Origin of the sequence: Acidithiobacillus sp. (assembly GCF_023255755.1) — a bacterium.
Lineage (GTDB): Bacteria > Pseudomonadota > Gammaproteobacteria > Acidithiobacillales > Acidithiobacillaceae > Acidithiobacillus.
On record NZ_JAGDVS010000029.1, the window covers coordinates 6691 to 23252 of the forward strand.

The window sequence follows — 16562 nt, forward strand, 5'->3', positions numbered from 1 at the left end:
CCCCCCCCGGCCTGCTGTCCCCAGCCGGGCGGCGGCCGGAACTCCTGACCGGCGCGCCAGTTGCTGCCCAACTGGTCATAGGCGGCGCGCTTCTCCGGGTCTTTGAGCACCTCATAGGCTTCCTGAAGATCCTTGAAGCGGTCTTCCGCATCCTTTTCCTTGCTTACGTCAGGGTGATATTTGCGCGCCATTTTGCGATAAGACGTCTTGATCGCGTCGGCATCAGCGCTGCGTTCGACACCCAGAATTTTGTAGTAGTCCTTGTATTCCAACTCATCCCCCTTATCATTGGTTATAGCAGACAGCGGCCCGACTGCAAGTCTGCTTTCACAATGCGGTTATTATGCCGTATTTTCAAGCTTGGATGCCCAAGCCCGAGGAGTTGCTGTGTCTGAATGGTCTGCTCTCAATCCCCGCCAGATGGAGGCGGTAACCCTGCCGCCCGGCCCGGCGCTGGTGCTGGCGGGGGCGGGCTCCGGCAAAACGCGGGTGCTGACCAGCCGCATTGCCCATTTGCTGGAAGGAGGCGTACATCCCGGCGAGATTCTCGCGGTGACCTTCACCAACAAGGCGGCCCGCGCCATGCGCGGGCGGCTGGATGGCATGGTGGCCATGGATTTACGGGCCTTGTGGATGGGCACCTTCCACGGCATCGCCCACCGCCTGCTGCGCATGCATCACGAAACGCTGGGCTTGCCCGCAGACTTTCAGGTTCTGGATGCCGACGATAGCCAGCGCCTGCTGCGGCGGATCATGCGTGAAGTGCAGATGGATGAGAAGCAGTGGCCGCCGCGGGCCATGGCCGGGCGTATCGGTCGCTGGAAAGACGAGGGTCTGGGGCCGGAGCAGGTGCTACAGTATGAAGGCCCGGCAGCGGCGCCCTTCGTTCCCATCTACAGCGCCTATGAAGCGGCTAAAAAGCGCTCAGGGCTGGTGGACTTCGGTGACCTGTTGCTCTACGCCCTGCGTCTCTGGGAATCGCAGGAAATCCTCGATCATTATCAGCGCCGTTTTCAGCATATTCTGGTGGACGAGTTTCAGGACACCAATGCGGTGCAATATGCCTGGCTGAAGGGGCTGGCGCGGCATGGGCAGATTTTTGTGGTCGGCGATGATGACCAGTCCATCTATGCCTGGCGTGGTGCGCGAGTGGAGAATCTGCTGCGCTTCGCAGAAGACTTTGCCGGGGCACAGGTGGTGCGGCTGGAGCAGAACTACCGTTCGACGACACCCATTTTGGATGCCGCCAATGCCGTCATCGCTCACAATCCTGATCGTCTGGGGAAAACCCTGTGGACGGCGGAGCCGGGTGGTGACGCCATTCAGTTATACACCGCCTATAACGAAGTGGATGAGGCGCGTTATGTGGTGGGGCGTATTCAGCAGTGGCTGGGCGCCGGTGGCCGCCGTGCCGAATGCGCCATCCTCTACCGCTCCAATGCCCAGTCGCGGGCCTTTGAAGAAGTGCTGGTGCGTGAAGGAATGCCCTATCGGGTGTATGGAGGCCTCCGCTTCTTCGAGCGGGCGGAAATCAAGGATACCCTCGCCTACCTGCGCCTCACGGTAAATCGTCACGACGATGCTTCCTTTGAACGAGTGGTGAATGTGCCGGCGCGGGGCATCGGTGCGGTCAGTGTGGATCGGCTGCGCAACCTGGCCCGGGAGCGGGGCCTGTCGCTCTGGCAGGCAGCGGGTGAGCTGGGGCAGCCGAAAATCAATGTCTTTCTTACTCTGGTGGATGCACTTGCCGCGCAGACCGCGGAGACGGATCTCGGCGAGCGGGTGGAGATGGTGCTGGCCCGTACCGGCTTGCGCGAATGGCACGCCCGCGAGGGTAACCGCGCTGAAGGCCGCCTGGAGAACCTGGACGAATTGACCAACGCCGCGCGCAGTTATGCCCAGGACTGGTCGTCTGACCCGAATCTGGGCGATCTGGCACCACAGCCGGGGAACATGCTCTCGGAGTTTCTGACCCATGCCGCCCTGGAGGCAGGAGACGGCGCCGGGGATGCCTGGGAGGACTGCGTGCAGTTGATGAGCTTGCACAGCGCCAAGGGCCTGGAGTTCCCACTGGTGTTTCTGGTGGGGCTGGAAGAAGGACTTTTCCCCCACCAGCGCTCTCTGGAAGACCCCCAGGGACTGGCCGAAGAACGGCGTCTTTGCTATGTGGGCATGACCCGGGCCATGCGTCTGCTGGTCATCAGCCATGCCGAGAGCCGCCGCCTGCATGGCAGTGAGCGGATGACCATGCCTTCGCGCTTTCTGCGGGAGATTCCCCAGGAGCTTTTGCAGGAACTGCGACCGCGCGCGCGCGTCAGCCGACCTGTTATACCCGTGCGGGCAACGGCACCGGATAGGCCCTTTCCGCTGGGCTCACGCCTCCAGCACCCGGTTTTTGGCGAGGGGATGGTGCTGGATTATGAGCCGGGCGGCCGCCAGGGCCGAATTCAGGTGCAGTTCGCCTCGGGCAGCAAGTGGCTGGCGCTGGGGGTGGTGGCTTTGGAGGGTTTGCCATAAAAAAGGAGTGGAGCGTGATGAAAACAGGATTACGGGGATTTTTGTGCTTACTGTTCCTGCTTTTTGCCCCTGCCGTCTGGGCGTCGGTGAATATCAATACCGCTGATGCTGCGGCACTGGATGCGCTGCCGGGCATTGGTCCGGCCAAGGCACAGGCGGTGCTGGAATACCGACAGGCGCATGGGTCTTTCAAGAGCGTGGATGAGCTCGCCAGCGTCCATGGCATCGGTCCCAAGCTATTAGAGCACTTGCGCCCGGTGGTGAGCCTCAGCGGCGACTCGGTGTTACCGCAAAAAACCGCCCGACAGGCTGGTCATTCCCATGCTGCAGTGCCTGTGGGAGAGGAACGCGTCGTTCGGCGCGGAAGTCACGGCTATATTCTGGAAAGTTCTCCACAGAGCAATGCCTTCTCGCTCAAAGACTAAGCTACCCCGCAATGATCTGGCTGTATTTCATCCGGATTGGGCCTTGCCCGCCAGCGAGGGCTTGTTCTTCGGCATTGCGCTGGCGTTGATTGCGCACTGGTCGGGGAAGAAGCTGCCGGATCATAAACCCTGAAGTCGTGATCTTGTTGAGGTGTTGCAGATCTGTGGCGGGCTGGTGTTTATACCATCTGGCGGCGCTTGAGAAGAATCCGCCGGTATTCCTCCGGGTCTTTGCACTGGGTGATGGCCCCGGGGCGGCGAAAGTGCACGGCATCCAGGCGCAGGAGCCAGAAGCGCAGGGCGGCGGCGCGCAGCAGCGGGAACCACAACACTTCCTCGCCGGTCTGTAGAGGGCGGGCAGCCACATAGGCATCCCATAACGCCGTAACTAATGCCCGGTCAAAACAACCATCGGCTTCCGAGCACCAGGAGTTGGCCACCACCGCCAAGTCGTAGAGCCAAGCATCATCCCCAGCGTAGTAAAAATCGATGGTGCCGGAGATCTGGCCGTTCTCGAACAAAACATTATCGGGGAAAAGATCCGCATGGACGACGCCGCCGGGAATTGCTGCGCGATCCAGCGCGCCCTGATAGGTCAGCTCTTCCATAATGATGGCGTTGTCCTCCGGGCTCAGGTGGGGCACCAGATGTCTGGCTGTCTCCTGCCACCAGGTGAGTCCGGCCGGATTGGGGTGCCGCTCCGGAAAGTTCTCCCCGGCCAGGTGCATCCGCGCCAGCAAGGTTCCAAGCGCGCTGATTTCGGCAACAGAGGGCGCCCGCCCTTCGATGGACGTACCGCTCAGGCGCTGAACGATGGCGGCGGGTTTACCACATAACGTGCTGAGGCTGTTTCCTGCCGTGGTATGCATGGGGCGCGGGCAGGGAATGCCGTGCAGGCTCAGCCATTCGGTGAGATTAAGAAAATAGGGGATTTTGTTGCGCGGCAGACGCTCGAAAAGCGTCAGGACAAAGTGACCCTTTTCGGTGTCGAGGAAATAGTTACTGTTCTCTACCCCGGCGGAAATGCCGGTCAGCGCACGGGCGACGCCGAGGTCATAATCCCTGAGAAATTGCGCGAGTTCGAGGTCACTGACATTGGTATAAACAGACATAAACGGCACTTTCGCTCAGAGATCAGGAATGAACAGGGCTACTTTACCAGCGGAAAATAACCCACTGGGGTACACTCAGGTGTTCAGCCGCCGTCTGCGGCACTTCGGTGAAGCGACCGGTGCCACCCTTGTCTTCCAGATAATAGGGTGGAAAAGGCTTGGGCGGGATGACCTTGACCATGTACACTTTGCCATTGACCTTATATTCTTCAATCTTGGAGCCTTGTGGCACCTTGATCTCGGCTTTAGGCCCGGTCTTGGCCTCGGGAGCCAGCGTGGGCAGATGCAGTTTTTGGAGATCATCCGCAGCCCATGCGGAGAAGCTGGTGACTAACGCAAAGCAGATACCGACAACTAGGGCGAAGATACGTATGGACATGATAATACTCCCTGGGGCCATTAAAGGTTGAGAAGGGCCTCTGTCTCAGCGGCAGACGGCGCAAAGCCGCGTTTTTCATAGTGATTGAAAATGGCCGATACTACTTCGTCGGTGTCGTCGATAATGGTGATGAGATGGAGATCTTCCGGCTTGATGGTCCCCGCCGTCAGCATGGATTCCCGCCACCAGTCGATCAGTCCTTTCCAGAAACTGGACTCCACCAGAATGATGGGCATCTTGCGCGTCTTCCCGGTCTGTACCAGGGTCAGACACTCGGCAAGTTCGTCCAGGGTTCCGAAACCACCCGGCATCACCACATAGGCGACCGCGTATTTCACGAACATGACCTTGCGTGAGTAAAAATGCTCGAAGGATATGGAAACATCCTGGTAGGGGTTAATATGCTGCTCGTGGGGCAGTTCGATATTGAGCCCGATGCTGTAGCCCGTGCCGCGAAAGGCGCCCTTGTTGGCGGCTTCCATCACTCCGGGACCACCCCCGCTGATGACGGAAAACCCGGCATTGGAGAGTTTCTCGGCGATCTCCTGGGCTTTCAGATACCAGGGATGTTCCTGGTCGATGCGGGCTGAACCGAAAATGCTGACACAGGGTTCGACGTCGGCCAGTTTTTCGTAGCCATGCACAAACTCGGCAATAATCTGAAAGATTTTCCAGGCCTCGCGGGTGAGGCGTCCCTCGCCCTTATCGCGCAGTTTTTCCTCTTCGAGATGTGCCCGCATCCGTCATTCCCGTGTCAATGGTGGTGATTTTCCGTATTATGACGGAAATCCGCGGAGAAGTCCCAGACCATGCCCCAAGACCCCCGTATCCTCGTCGATGCCTCCAGCTTCCTCTATCGCGCCTTTCACGCGCTGCCCGACCTGCGCGCCCCGGACAATCTTCCGACCGGAGCTATTTACGGCGTCGCTAACATGCTTCGCCGCTTGCTCAAAGAGTATCCGAGTGACGAAATCATCGTCATATTCGACGCTCCCGGCGGCACGTTCCGGGACAGACTTTATCCTGAGTATAAGGCACAGCGGCCCTCCATGCCGGAGGAGCTACGGGCCCAGATTCCGCTGCTGCACGACTGGATCAGGGCCACCGGCCTGCCGCTCGTGATCGAGCCCGACGTGGAGGCGGATGACGTGATCGGCACCCTGGCCCGGGAGGCGGCGCCCGACCAGCAGGTGCTTATCGTCACCGGCGACAAGGATATGGCGCAGTTGGTGAACCCGCGAGTGCGGCTTATCGACACCATGAAAGGTGTCGAAACGGATGTGGCCGGGGTTGAGGAGCGCTTTGGTGTGCCGCCGGAGCGTATTGCCGACCTGCTGGCGCTGATCGGCGACAAGGTGGATAACATCCCCGGCGTGCCGGGCGCCGGACCGAAAACGGCCGCCCGGTGGCTGACGCAATATGACGATCTGGACGGTGTGCTGGCCCATGCCGGCGACATCGGTGGCAAGGTGGGTGAGGCGCTGCGTGCCTCCGCACATTTTCTGCCTTTGAGCCGCGATCTGGCGACCATTCGCTGTGATCTGACACTGCCTGCCGCGACTTACGCCCGCCGGGCGGCGGATGTGGTCGCCCTGCGGGCGTTGGCGCAGCGCCTGGGTTTCCATGCCTGGCTCAGGGACCTGCCTGCGGACGATGCGGGGAAGGTGCCAGAAAAGCGGAGCAGTGAGATTGATCGCGCCGCCTACCAGGCCATCACCACTGCGGAAGCGCTGGATGCGTTGCTGCTCGCCCTGAAAACGGCCGATGTGGTCGCTCTGGACACGGAAACCACGAGCCTCGACCCGCTTCATGCCGATCTGGTGGGGATTTCCTGCGCCTGGCCGGGTGGTGGTGGCTATCAGGCCGTCTACATTCCCGTTGGCCACCGCGACGGTAGTCCGCAACTGGATCGGCAGACCGTCCTCACCGCCTTGCGCCCCTGGCTGGAAGACCCACAGGCCGCCAAGCTGGCCCAGAACGCTAAATACGATTGGCGGGTTTTCTGGCGGCATGGCATCCCCCCCGCCGGTCTGGCCCGCGACACGTTGCTGGAAAGCTACGTCTTTAACAGCAGTCACAACGGCCATGATCTCGATACCCTCGCCGAGCGCTATCTGCAACATCAGAACATCCGCTACGAAGAAGTGGTCGGCAAAGGCAAGTCGGCGCGTAGTTTTGCCGATGTGCCGATAGCGGAGGCACTGCCTTATGCGGCAGAAGACGCGGATGTCTGTCTGCGTGTGGATGCGCAGCTCTGGCCGCAGTTCGCCAGCGAGCCCGGTTTGCAGCGCGTGTTGATGGAAATAGAAATGCCGCTGGTGCTGGTGCTGGCGCGTATGGAAGAAGCGGGTGTCAAAGTCGATCGCGCCCAGCTCGAAGTGCTGAGCACGGAACTGAGTAAAGACATGGCGGACTGTGAACAGAAGGCCTTTGTTCTGGCGGGGCAATCCTTCAACCTCAACTCCCCCAAGCAGATTCAGGAAATCCTCTTCGACAAGATGCAGTTGCCGGTACTCAAGAAAACTCCCGGCGGTCAGCCGTCGACCAATGAAGACGTGCTCGCCCAGCTCGCTGTTCACGCCGATCTGCCGCGCCTGATTCTCGATTATCGTGGCATGGCCAAGCTCAAAAACACCTATGCGGATGCACTGCCGCAGATGATCAATCCCGACACCGGCCGGGTCCATACCCATTTTCAGCAGGCGGTGGCGGCCACCGGACGCCTCTCCTCCAGCGATCCGAATCTGCAAAATATCCCGGTGCGTACCGAACAGGGCCGGCGTATCCGTCAGGCTTTTGTCGCCGAGGAGGGGCACTGGCTGCTGAGCGCCGATTACTCGCAGATCGAACTGCGTATCATGGCCCATCTCTCCAGGGATGCCCGTCTGTTGCAAGCCTTTGCGGAGAAACAGGACATCCATGCGGTTACCGCTGCCGAGGTCTTTAATCTGGCACCGGAGGCGGTGGACAGTGCTGCGCGCCGGGCGGCCAAGGCCATCAACTTCGGTCTGATCTATGGGCAGACGCCCTACGGCCTCGCGCAACAGTTGGGCATTGATCAGGCGGCGGCGCGACAGTACATGGACCGTTACTTTGAGCGTTATCCGGGCGTTCTCGAGTATATGGAGCAGACCCGTGCCCTGGCGAAAAAGCAGGGCTATGTGGAGACGCTCTTTGGCCGCCGTCTGTATGTACCGGAAATTCGCTCCAGCAATCCGGCCCGGCGTAATTATGCCGAGCGTGCGGCCATTAACGCACCTATGCAGGGCACTGCGGCGGATCTCATCAAAATGGCAATGATTGCCGTGGATGTCTGGTTGCAGGAACAGCCCGAGCGTGGTCGGATGATTCTCCAGGTGCATGACGAACTGATTCTGGAGGTGCCGGAGGCCGGCCTGGAGGCTGCGAAGTCGGCACTAAGGGCGCGTATGGAAGGTGTAGCAGAACTGGCGGTGCCGCTACTCGTGGGGTTGGGTGTCGGCAAGCACTGGGATGAAGCGCACGGCTGAGCTCAGTCTTTTCTGGCAGTCTCCGTCCCGCTGCTGAAGCGGAACATCTTCATCACCGCATTACTGTCAAGTTGTTCGCCGTTGAGGGCCATGGCCAGCAGTTCCCCGCCCAACACCTGGGGGGCGATAATCATATCCGGCTGCACCCGGCGGACGCGCCCCAGATTTTTGCTGTCGTTGACGGCAGCCACGGTTTTGGCCGACCCCTCCATTTCTTTGACAGCCAGCACCACAAAGGCGTTTTCCGAGTCGTCGGCACGTAAAGCCAGTACGGCCGCAGCCTGCTCGGCACCGGCACTGCGCAGCACATCTGTATCGCTGGAGTCGCCGATGACCAAATCCTCTGGCTGATAGATGGAGTCATCAGGCTGGTGTCCCATGATCACTACGACGGGCAGATTGCGTCCCTTGAGTTCGCGATAGCTGTTGCGCGCCAGCGGGGTGTCACCCGCAATAATATAATGGCCTTTACGAATCATGCGGCGTTTTTCTCCTTGCAGGGCAGATTGCAGGCGATTATTCACGGCCGGGACGATAATAGCGGAAAGCGAAGTAGCAAATACCGTTATTCCCAATACGATTAAAGATACCACAAAAAGTCGCGATTCGTTGCTGACCGGCAGGATATCTCCATAGCCCACGGTGGCCATGGTGACTACCGAAAAATAGAGTGCCGAAGAAAGGCTATGAATCTGCGGTTTGAATCCGTTCCCCAAAATATATGCGCCAAAGACGCCATAACTCATGACCATAATGGCGCCGACCAAGGCAAACAGCGTGCCAGTTGCCAGACTGCTGCGGTTAAAACGGCCACGAAATATCCACAGGAAAAAGACCAGCGCGGCATTGTAGTAAAGCAGCACGGAGATCTGATGGGGGTGCCGATAAATTCCGAAGACAAGGATGGCCATCGCCATGATCAGGACGATGGCCCAGGCAAAACGGGAGCGAAAGAGCAGGCCCAGGGACATGATCAGCAAGATGATGCCCGCCGCACCCTGGGGAATGCCGCGAAAGGCATCGAGCACAAAGCTGTGAGAGACGTCTGCCAACCTGCCGACGTAGCTCAGGCCCAGCAGATGCTCCAGCGCCGGGAGGATATTGAAGAGCCCGAGAAAACCTACCGCCGCCGCGATGGGAAAATGCGGATACCAGTGTTCCAGGTGGAGGATGTTTGCCCAGCGCTGCCCGCGTGCGTGCCAGCGGGCACGCCAGTCTGGCCGCAACACATGCCAGGGATGGTGTTCACTGAACTTTTTGCGCACGCCTCACTCCAAAACCGTGGATGACCTGTTGGTTATCCGGATCCGGTCTGCCCTCCCTGGCCGGATCATGAGTCCTCCCCTCCCTTTGAGGACTCGCTATTAGCCCCGGCCAAGGCCGGGGTTTCTTTTTCTGCTTCTGGCGTGAGCCAACTCGCTATACGTTCATGCAACTCGTCTATACCAAGCCCTGATTGGGCGGAGAAGAGCTGCATGGCGACCCCATGCAATTCCGGAATCCGCCGCAGGCGGGCCATTTCTTGAATCGCCGCGCCGCGACTGAGTTTGTCTGCCTTGTTCAACAAGACATGCACTGGCCTTCCGCAGCCCGCCGCGAAGGCAATGAGATCGGCGTCATGGGGGCCGTAGGGGTGGCGGATATCCATCACCAGGATTAATCCGCGCAAACTGCCGCGCCGCCGCAGATATTGTTCCAGCAACGGTCCCCAGGAGCGCCGCAGCGCCTCGGGTACCTTGGCATACCCGTAGCCAGGCAGATCCACGAGGCGCTGACCCGGATCGAGGTCGAAAACATTGATGGCCTGGGTACGGCCCGGGGTGCGACTGACCCGCGCCAGGGCCCGGCGCTCGGTCAGCATATTGAGGGTGGATGACTTGCCGACGTTGGAGCGGCCAGCAATAGCCACTTCGGCGCCATCGTCGGCGGGTAACTGTTCCGCTCGGGTCACACTCAGGCGGTAGGCAGCCCGCCGTAGCGGCGCGAAACGAAAGGAATTGGGGTTGGTATGGTCCATGCCTAGAGCATAGTCGCCGCCTACCCCGTCTGGCAATGCGAAACCATAAAAGTTGCGCCCCCCACAGTCTGGGCGCGGGCCTAGACGGTGGATAAGGAGGCTATCGTCGCCTCGGTTATTTCCTCACCTTGTCATCCGTGTTGCGCGTCATTCTTTTCTAAAAAATCGCTGAAAAAAATACAAATACGCGCCTTGCAGCACCCCCGCAATGAGAAAGGGCGTTATCAGCATCTCTGATTGAAAAAACAGGGCAGCAATCGTCGGACCAATAGCACGCGGAGCCTGTACAGACAGACTGTTCACCGTTGCGGCCAGGCCACGTCGGTCCTCGTCCACCAAGCCGAGAAATAGCGCCTGCCGCGAGCCTATGCTCCCCTGATTCAATGCCCCACGGGCGATAAAAATCAGCATCGCCAGCCAGAAAAACGGCGAGAACGGCAGAACCAGCAACAGAACCAGCCCGAGCAGGCGCATGCGCAAAACGGTTCCCACCAAGCCAAAGCGCCGGGTGAGGCGCAGACCGATCAGCGACATGAAAGCGGCATTGACGAAGGCGAGTGCCATCGCGCCACCAATCGCCGCTGGTCCCACCCCAAAGCGCAGGTGAAACCAGTACGCCATCAATGGCCCCACCATACCAATTCCCAGACCATTCAGGGCATTAATAGTGCCGAAAGTCAGCAGCACCCGCCAGATGGGCTTGCGCACTGCCGGAGGAGCAGTCTGTACCTGCTCACTTTGCTCTGCTGATGCCGCAACGACCGGCGACTCTTCTGCAGCATGCAAAAACAGCAGACAGATAAGCGAACCCAGCAAGACAATCAGGAAGAGCGGTCTGTAAGCCTCAGCAACCGGCAACACGCCCGCTAAAATATCTGGTAAGGCGGCCAGCGTGGCACCCCCTGCCATTCCAAAGAGTCCGATGCTGGTATTAAAGTGAAAAATCTTTCCCCATTGCTCGCTGGCCACACTCCGCGACATCCAGGATTGCTCCGCTGGTGCGAAGGGGCCAGCTCCGCCGTTGGCGCCGCGACCGAAGGCCCCCAGAATGGCAGCCAGGGCGAGCCAGACGGGCTGCGCCGTACTCAGCGCGATGGATGCTGCGACGAGCTGAACCCCCTCGTAGCCCAACAGAAAGCCTTTGGCACCAAAGTGATCGCTTAAGGGACCCACCAGTAGGGTCGCTAAAGCGCCGACCAGCAGGCTAACCGAGTACAAAACGCCAATATTCAGCGCTGACCAGTGCAGGGCATGCAGATAGAGCGCGAAATCCACTACCAGCGCTCCCTGCCCTACGCTGCGGGCGGCGCGCGCTCCCATCAGCAACCGAGCATTACGGGGCACCCCCTTCAACAAGGGGTTCACCGCTCAGGCGGGGACAGGATCAATCTGCTGGCTGCGTCGGGTTATGCGATTGCGCTCATCCACATACACCAGTTGTGGCCGAAAACCGGCAACCTTCTCTTCCACCACCTGCGCGTAGGCCGCAATGATGAGGATGTCCCCCAAGGCCACCCGGCGCGCCGCGGCGCCATTGACTGAAATGATCCCCGAACCAGCCGGTGCGCTGATCGCATAAGTACTGAAACGATCCCCATTATTCACATCGTAAATGTGTACTTGCTCGTAAGGATGGATGCCCGCCGCAGCCAGCAGATCGCTGTCAATCGCGCAGGAGCCCTCGTATTCCAGTTCGACGGCGGTAACCCGCACCCGATGCAGTTTGCCCTTCAACAAGGTCAACAAAATCATCGTGGATTCTCATCCCAATGATAGCGATTCGCCAGCCGGTTTGCCCCCCAGGCGACAAACGCCAGGAGAACAGGTCTCCCCGCCCCAATCACCATTTCTCCCCAGAGGTTTAACATGACGCCATGCTCCCAATGCAATGCAATCTGCGCAGTTTACTACCAGCATGGCCTGCGGGGGAATCTTCGTGGGTTTCAGGGTTCTATACTTCAACGAACATAAAAGATATCGGGATAGCGGAATATGCCGGAAAACACTTGCAACGGACTGAGTAGCGACGAGGCGCGGCAACGGCTTGCCCAATATGGCCCCAATGCAGTCACCGAAGAAAAACCCAAAAACTGGCTGCTCTTTCTCCACAAGTTTTGGGCACCGGTACCCTGGATGCTGGAAGGCACCCTGATTCTGGAAGCCATATTGGGTAGGTGGCCAGAAGCGATCATCATCACTTTGCTCCTCATTTTTAACGGGGTGCTCGGTTTCAGCCAGGAGCGCAAGGCGCAGAGCGCGCTGGAACTGCTGAAAGAGCGACTGCGGATTCAGGCCCGCGCCTGTCGCGACGGACAATGGCAAAGCATCTCGGCCGCCGACCTTGTGACGGGTGATCTGGTTCATGTGCGGGCCGGCGATATGGTTCCTGCCGATCTGCATCTCAGCGATGGCAGCATATTGGTAGACCAATCCGCCCTGACGGGAGAATCCATGCCTGTGGAATGCACCACGGGCGACACCCTCTATTCCGCCTCCATCGTGCGTCGCGGTGAAGCCTCGGGGGAGGTCACGGCGACCGGTGCCAGGAGTTATTTCGGTAAAACCGCTGAGTTAGTGCGCGGCGCCGGCGTCAAAAGTCATTTAGAAGAGCTGGTTCTTTCCATTGTCCGCTATCTGGTAATGATGGACGTCATTCTCGTTGCCGCGATCCTGATTTACGCAGCCGCCAGCCACATCCCTCTTGCGGAAATATTGCCTTTTGCGCTCATCCTGCTGGTTGCTTCGGTACCGGTGGCACTGCCCGCCACTTTCACCCTGGCCACCGCCATCGCGTCTCTGCATCTGGTGCACCGTGGTGTGCTGGTCACCCGTCTGGCCGCTGTGGAAGAAGCCGCCGCCATGAGTGATCTCTGTAGTGACAAAACCGGCACCCTCACCCAGAACCGTCTCAGCCTCAGTCAGACAACGGGTTGGCCCGGCGTGGAAGAGGCAGAACTCCTGAAGATGGCCGCCCTAGCCAGTGACAACGCCACTCAGGATCCCATTGATCTCGCCATTCTCCAGAAGTCGGCAACCCAGATCGCCAATCTGCCTGATCGCCAGCAATTTGTGCCCTTTGATCCCGCTACCAAGCGGTCGGAGGGGGTTTTCATGCAGGACGGCGCATCATGGCGCGCACTCAAAGGTGCACCCCAGATCATCGCCAAACTCTGCAGCAATACGGACTGGGAACAAGCGACAACGGATCTCGCCGCCAGTGGCGCACGGGTGCTCGCCGTGGCGGCCGGCCCGGATGGTCAACCGCGCTTTCTCGGTCTGCTCGCACTCGCGGACCCCATCCGCCCGGATGCTGCCGAAGTCGTCCAGCATTTGCAGGAACTTGGCGTGCGGGTACGCATGGTCACCGGCGACAGCCTGCAGACGGCAAAAAATGTTGCGACATCGCTGGCCATCACGGGCAGCGTTTGTGACCGCAATGCCCTGGCTGAGGACTGTGGCGTGTATGCCGGGGTTTTCCCCGCCGATAAGTTTCATCTGGTGCAAGGGTTGCAGAAAAAAGGCCGGATCGTCGGCATGACCGGTGATGGCGTCAACGATGCCCCTGCGCTTAAACAGGCGGAGATGGGCGTGGCCGTGGAAAGCGCCACCGACGTTGCCAAGGCAGCGGCCAGCCTCGTGCTTACCACGCCCGGTCTGCAGGGGGTGCTCGATGCGGTGGTCACCGGTCGGCGCGTCTATCAGCGCATGCTCACCTATACCCTCAACAAAATCGTCAAGGTCTTTCAGGTCGCCTTGTTCCTGAGTCTGGGTTTCTTAATATTCCGCAGCTTTGTGGTCACTCCGCTGCTGGTTCTTTTGCTGCTCTTCGCCAATGATTTCGTGACCATGTCGCTGGCGGAGGATAATGTGCGTCCCTCGCCAAAACCGGACCGCTGGGATATTCGTACTCTGGTCCTCTCCTCATTAGTGGTGGCTTTCGCCTGGCTGATTTATATCTTCGCCGTGTATGGTGTGGGCCGGTCTCTGGGACTGCCACGGGCGTCCGTGCAGACCTTGGATTTCCTTGGGCTGGTATTTTCCGGGCTCGCTAATGTTTTTTTGGTGCGGGAGCGCGGCCATCTCTGGGGATCAATCCCTGGTCGCTTCCTACTCTGGGCAAGTCTGGCGGACGTATTGGTAGTAAGCGGTCTGGCCGTTATGGGCTGGCTGATGGCGCCATTGCCGATAGTGGTTATCGCCTGCCTGCTTCTGGTAACGGTGTTCTACACCTTCATTCTCGACCAGATCAAGGTACCTTTGTTGCGGAGATTAACCAGTGCTTAATTGAGATGGGGTGCGAATGTCCGGGGGGCGGCAAAGACCATTCAGCCGGGGCGCTGCCAATGCTAATATGCTGCCTCATTACAAAACACTGGCTCAGCTATGACAACGAAATATCAGGACGCACTCGAACAAATCGCGCTCGGCACCGTCGACATGCTGCCCGAGGGCGAAATGCTGCCGCGGCTCGCGGCGGCACAGCGCGATAACAGACCCCTGCGAATCAAGCTGGGCATGGATCCCACTGCTCCGGACCTGCACTTGGGGCATACGGTGCTGCTCCATAAGGCCCGTCAATTCCAGGATCTCGGCCATCGCCTGCTTTTCGTTATCGGCGATTTTACCGCCATGATCGGCGACCCCACGGGCAAGAGCGTTACCCGCAAAGCGCTGAGTCGCGAAGAGGTGGTGGCCAATGCCGCGACTTATCGGCGTCAGGTGTTCAAGATACTGGATCCCGAGCGCACCGAGGTGATGTTTAACTCTGAGTGGCTGGGCGCCCTGCGTCCTGAGGAGCTGATCCAGATCGCCGCGCGTTACACTGTGGCGCGCATGCTGGAACGCGATGACTTCAACAAGCGCTACAATGCGAATCAGCCCATCGCTATTCACGAGTTTCTCTATCCTTTGCTACAAGGCTATGACTCGGTCGCCATCAAAGCGGACGTGGAACTGGGCGGTACCGATCAGCGCTTCAACCTGCTGGTGGGCCGGGAATTACAGCGTGAGTATGGCCAGAAACCGCAGTTGGTGCTCACCATGCCCATTCTCGAAGGCCTGGACGGCGTGCAAAAGATGTCTAAATCCCTGGGTAATTTCATCGCGGTCGAAGACGCGCCCGCGGAGATGTTCGGCAAGGTCATGTCCATCTCGGATACCTTGATGTGGCGTTACTACGCGCTGCTCTCCCGCGTACCTGCGGCAGAACAGGCGCGCCTGCAAAAAGAGGCGGCCAGTGGCGCGCGCAATCCGCGCGATATCAAGCTGAACTTGGCCGATGAGTTGGTGGGCCGTTTCCATGACGCCGCGGCTGCTCAGGCAGCGCATACCGCCTTCCTGGCACGCTTTCAGCGCCACGAAGCCCCGGATGACCTGCCCCTGCAAAGGCTCTCCATGCAGGAAGACCCGCGCCTCAGCCAGATCCTGGTGCAAGTGCAGCTCGCCACCAGTACCAGCGAAGCTATGCGCAAGATGAAAGAGGGCGCAGTACGGGTGGATGGCGAGCGGGTGGTCGATCCGGCTATCACGCTGGCTTTGGGCGGGGCGTACCTTTTGCAGTTTGGTAAGCGCCACTTTGCCCGTGTCTCCCTGAGCAAGGCCGATTCCCACGCCACCTGAAATCATCTGTTGACACCCTTCGAGAGCTCCGTATAATGCGCCCTCACGACGCGGCGCTGAGCCGCACCGGACTCCGGTCCGGATTGTTCTTTCCCAGCCGAGTGGAGATGTGTGGGGTTTAGACCCAGGGGTGATATGAGCACTTAGGTGCTGATAGATACCCTGAGCAGTATTGTTTTAAGACGGATTGAACGAGAGAGTTTGATCCTGGCTCAGATTGAACGCTGGCGGCATGCCTAACACATGCAAGTCGAACGGTAACAGGTCTTCGGATGCTGACGAGTGGCGGACGGGTGAGTAATGCGTAGGAATCTGTCTTTGAGTGGGGGACAACCCAGGGAAACTTGGGCTAATACCGCATGAGCCCTGAGGGGGAAAGCGGGGGATCTTCGGACCTCGCGCTAAGAGGAGAGCCTACGTCTGATTAGCTAGTTGGTAGGGTAAAGGCCTACCAAGGCGACGATCGGTAGCTGGTCTGAGAGGACGACCAGCCACACTGGGACTGAGACACGGCCCAGACTCCTACGGGAGGCAGCAGTGGGGAATTTTTCGCAATGGGGGCAACCCTGACGAAGCAATGCCGCGTGGATGAAGAAGGCCTTCGGGTTGTAAAGTCCTTTCGTGGGGGACGAAAAGGTGGTTCCTAATACGAGCTGCTGTTGACGTGAACCCAAGAAGAAGCACCGGCTAACTCCGTGCCAGCAGCCGCGGTAATACGGGGGGTGCAAGCGTTAATCGGAATCACTGGGCGTAAAGGGTGCGTAGGCGGTACGTTAGGTCTGTCGTGAAATCCCCGGGCTCAACCTGGGAATGGCGGTAGAAACCGGCGCACTAGAGTATGGGAGAGGGTGGTGGAATTCCAGGTGTAGCGGTGAAATGCGTAGAGATCTGGAGGAACATCAGTGGCGAAGGCGGCCACCTGGCCCAATACTGACGCTGAGGCACGAAAGCGTGGGGAGCAAACAGGATTAGATACCCTGGTAG

Annotated in this window: 13 protein-coding genes and 1 rRNA gene; 6 read left to right on the plus strand and 8 right to left on the minus strand. The window is 59.3% G+C overall.

Annotated features, from left to right (window positions below):
* Positions 1-272: DnaJ domain-containing protein (locus tag Q0C48_RS02235; protein WP_291521125.1), on the minus strand; the 272-nt coding region annotated here is incomplete at its 3' end.
* A gap of 115 nt (positions 273-387) precedes the next feature.
* On the opposite strand from Q0C48_RS02235, the gene Q0C48_RS02240 reads away from it, so the two are divergent.
* Positions 388-2517 (plus strand): UvrD-helicase domain-containing protein, encoded by a 2130-nt coding sequence (locus tag Q0C48_RS02240; protein WP_291521127.1) that lies wholly within the window; start codon positions 388-390, stop codon positions 2515-2517.
* Between the two features lie 17 nt (positions 2518-2534).
* Positions 2535-2942, plus strand: a complete 408-nt coding sequence (locus Q0C48_RS02245; RefSeq protein WP_291521129.1) for a helix-hairpin-helix domain-containing protein — start codon at positions 2535-2537, stop codon at positions 2940-2942.
* A gap of 179 nt (positions 2943-3121) precedes the next feature.
* On the opposite strand, the gene Q0C48_RS02250 is transcribed toward Q0C48_RS02245, so the two are convergent.
* From Q0C48_RS02250 to Q0C48_RS02260, 3 genes are read right to left on the minus strand one after another with little or no spacing between them, the layout of a single operon-like run.
* Positions 3122-4054 carry a homoserine kinase gene (locus tag Q0C48_RS02250; RefSeq protein ID WP_291521131.1) on the minus strand — a complete coding sequence of 311 codons (933 nt, stop codon included), beginning with the start codon at positions 4052-4054 and terminating at the stop codon, positions 3122-3124.
* Positions 4055-4097: 43 nt separating this feature from the next.
* Positions 4098-4433, minus strand: a complete 336-nt coding sequence (locus Q0C48_RS02255) for a DUF2782 domain-containing protein (RefSeq protein ID WP_291521133.1) — start codon at positions 4431-4433, stop codon at positions 4098-4100.
* A 20-nt stretch (positions 4434-4453) separates the two neighbouring features.
* A complete protein-coding gene (locus Q0C48_RS02260; protein WP_291521135.1) occupies positions 4454-5173 on the minus strand; it encodes a TIGR00730 family Rossman fold protein in 720 nt (239 codons plus the stop codon).
* A 69-nt stretch (positions 5174-5242) separates the two neighbouring features.
* Here Q0C48_RS02260 and polA point away from each other — a divergent pair, with 69 nt between their 5' ends.
* A complete protein-coding gene (gene polA / locus Q0C48_RS02265; protein ID WP_291521137.1) occupies positions 5243-7942 on the plus strand; it encodes a DNA polymerase I in 2700 nt (899 codons plus the stop codon).
* Between the two features lie 2 nt (positions 7943-7944).
* On the opposite strand, the gene kch is transcribed toward polA, so the two are convergent.
* The 4 genes from kch to panD form a co-directional block, all read right to left on the minus strand.
* Positions 7945-9207, minus strand: a complete 1263-nt coding sequence (gene kch, locus Q0C48_RS02270; protein ID WP_291521139.1) for a voltage-gated potassium channel protein — start codon at positions 9205-9207, stop codon at positions 7945-7947.
* 65 nt (positions 9208-9272) lie between these two features.
* Positions 9273-9959, minus strand: a complete 687-nt coding sequence (gene yihA, locus Q0C48_RS02275; protein ID WP_291521141.1) for a ribosome biogenesis GTP-binding protein YihA/YsxC — start codon at positions 9957-9959, stop codon at positions 9273-9275.
* Positions 9960-10106: 147 nt separating this feature from the next.
* Positions 10107-11303: an MFS transporter gene (locus tag Q0C48_RS02280; RefSeq protein WP_291521143.1), complete on the minus strand. Its 1197-nt coding sequence runs from the start codon at positions 11301-11303 to the stop codon at positions 10107-10109.
* 24 nt (positions 11304-11327) lie between these two features.
* Positions 11328-11708 (minus strand): aspartate 1-decarboxylase, encoded by a 381-nt coding sequence (panD, locus tag Q0C48_RS02285; RefSeq protein WP_291521149.1) that lies wholly within the window; start codon positions 11706-11708, stop codon positions 11328-11330.
* Positions 11709-11951: 243 nt separating this feature from the next.
* Between panD and Q0C48_RS02290 the strand changes: the two genes are divergently transcribed.
* The 3 genes from Q0C48_RS02290 to Q0C48_RS02300 all read left to right on the plus strand — a co-directional run.
* Positions 11952-14243, plus strand: coding sequence for a plasma-membrane proton-efflux P-type ATPase (locus Q0C48_RS02290; RefSeq protein ID WP_291521145.1), 2292 nt, complete (start codon positions 11952-11954; stop codon positions 14241-14243).
* 99 nt (positions 14244-14342) lie between these two features.
* A complete protein-coding gene (gene tyrS, locus Q0C48_RS02295; protein WP_291521147.1) occupies positions 14343-15578 on the plus strand; it encodes a tyrosine--tRNA ligase in 1236 nt (411 codons plus the stop codon).
* Between the two features lie 189 nt (positions 15579-15767).
* Positions 15768-16562 (plus strand): 16S ribosomal RNA (locus tag Q0C48_RS02300); the annotation flags it as partial.

What these genes read in the sequence shown, in the direction of transcription:
- Q0C48_RS02245 (WP_291521129.1), top strand. Translation starts at nt 2,535, where the DNA reads ATGAAAACAGGATTACGGGGATTTTTGTGCTTACTGTTCCTGCTTTTT.
- Q0C48_RS02250 (WP_291521131.1), bottom strand. Translation starts at nt 4,054, where the DNA reads ATGTCTGTTTATACCAATGTCAGTGACCTCGAACTCGCGCAATTTCTC.
- Q0C48_RS02255 (WP_291521133.1), bottom strand. Translation starts at nt 4,433, where the DNA reads ATGTCCATACGTATCTTCGCCCTAGTTGTCGGTATCTGCTTTGCGTTA.
- Q0C48_RS02260 (WP_291521135.1), bottom strand. Translation starts at nt 5,173, where the DNA reads ATGCGGGCACATCTCGAAGAGGAAAAACTGCGCGATAAGGGCGAGGGA.
- polA (WP_291521137.1), top strand. Translation starts at nt 5,243, where the DNA reads ATGCCCCAAGACCCCCGTATCCTCGTCGATGCCTCCAGCTTCCTCTAT.
- yihA (WP_291521141.1), bottom strand. Translation starts at nt 9,959, where the DNA reads ATGGACCATACCAACCCCAATTCCTTTCGTTTCGCGCCGCTACGGCGG.
- Q0C48_RS02290 (WP_291521145.1), top strand. Translation starts at nt 11,952, where the DNA reads ATGCCGGAAAACACTTGCAACGGACTGAGTAGCGACGAGGCGCGGCAA.
- tyrS (WP_291521147.1), top strand. Translation starts at nt 14,343, where the DNA reads ATGACAACGAAATATCAGGACGCACTCGAACAAATCGCGCTCGGCACC.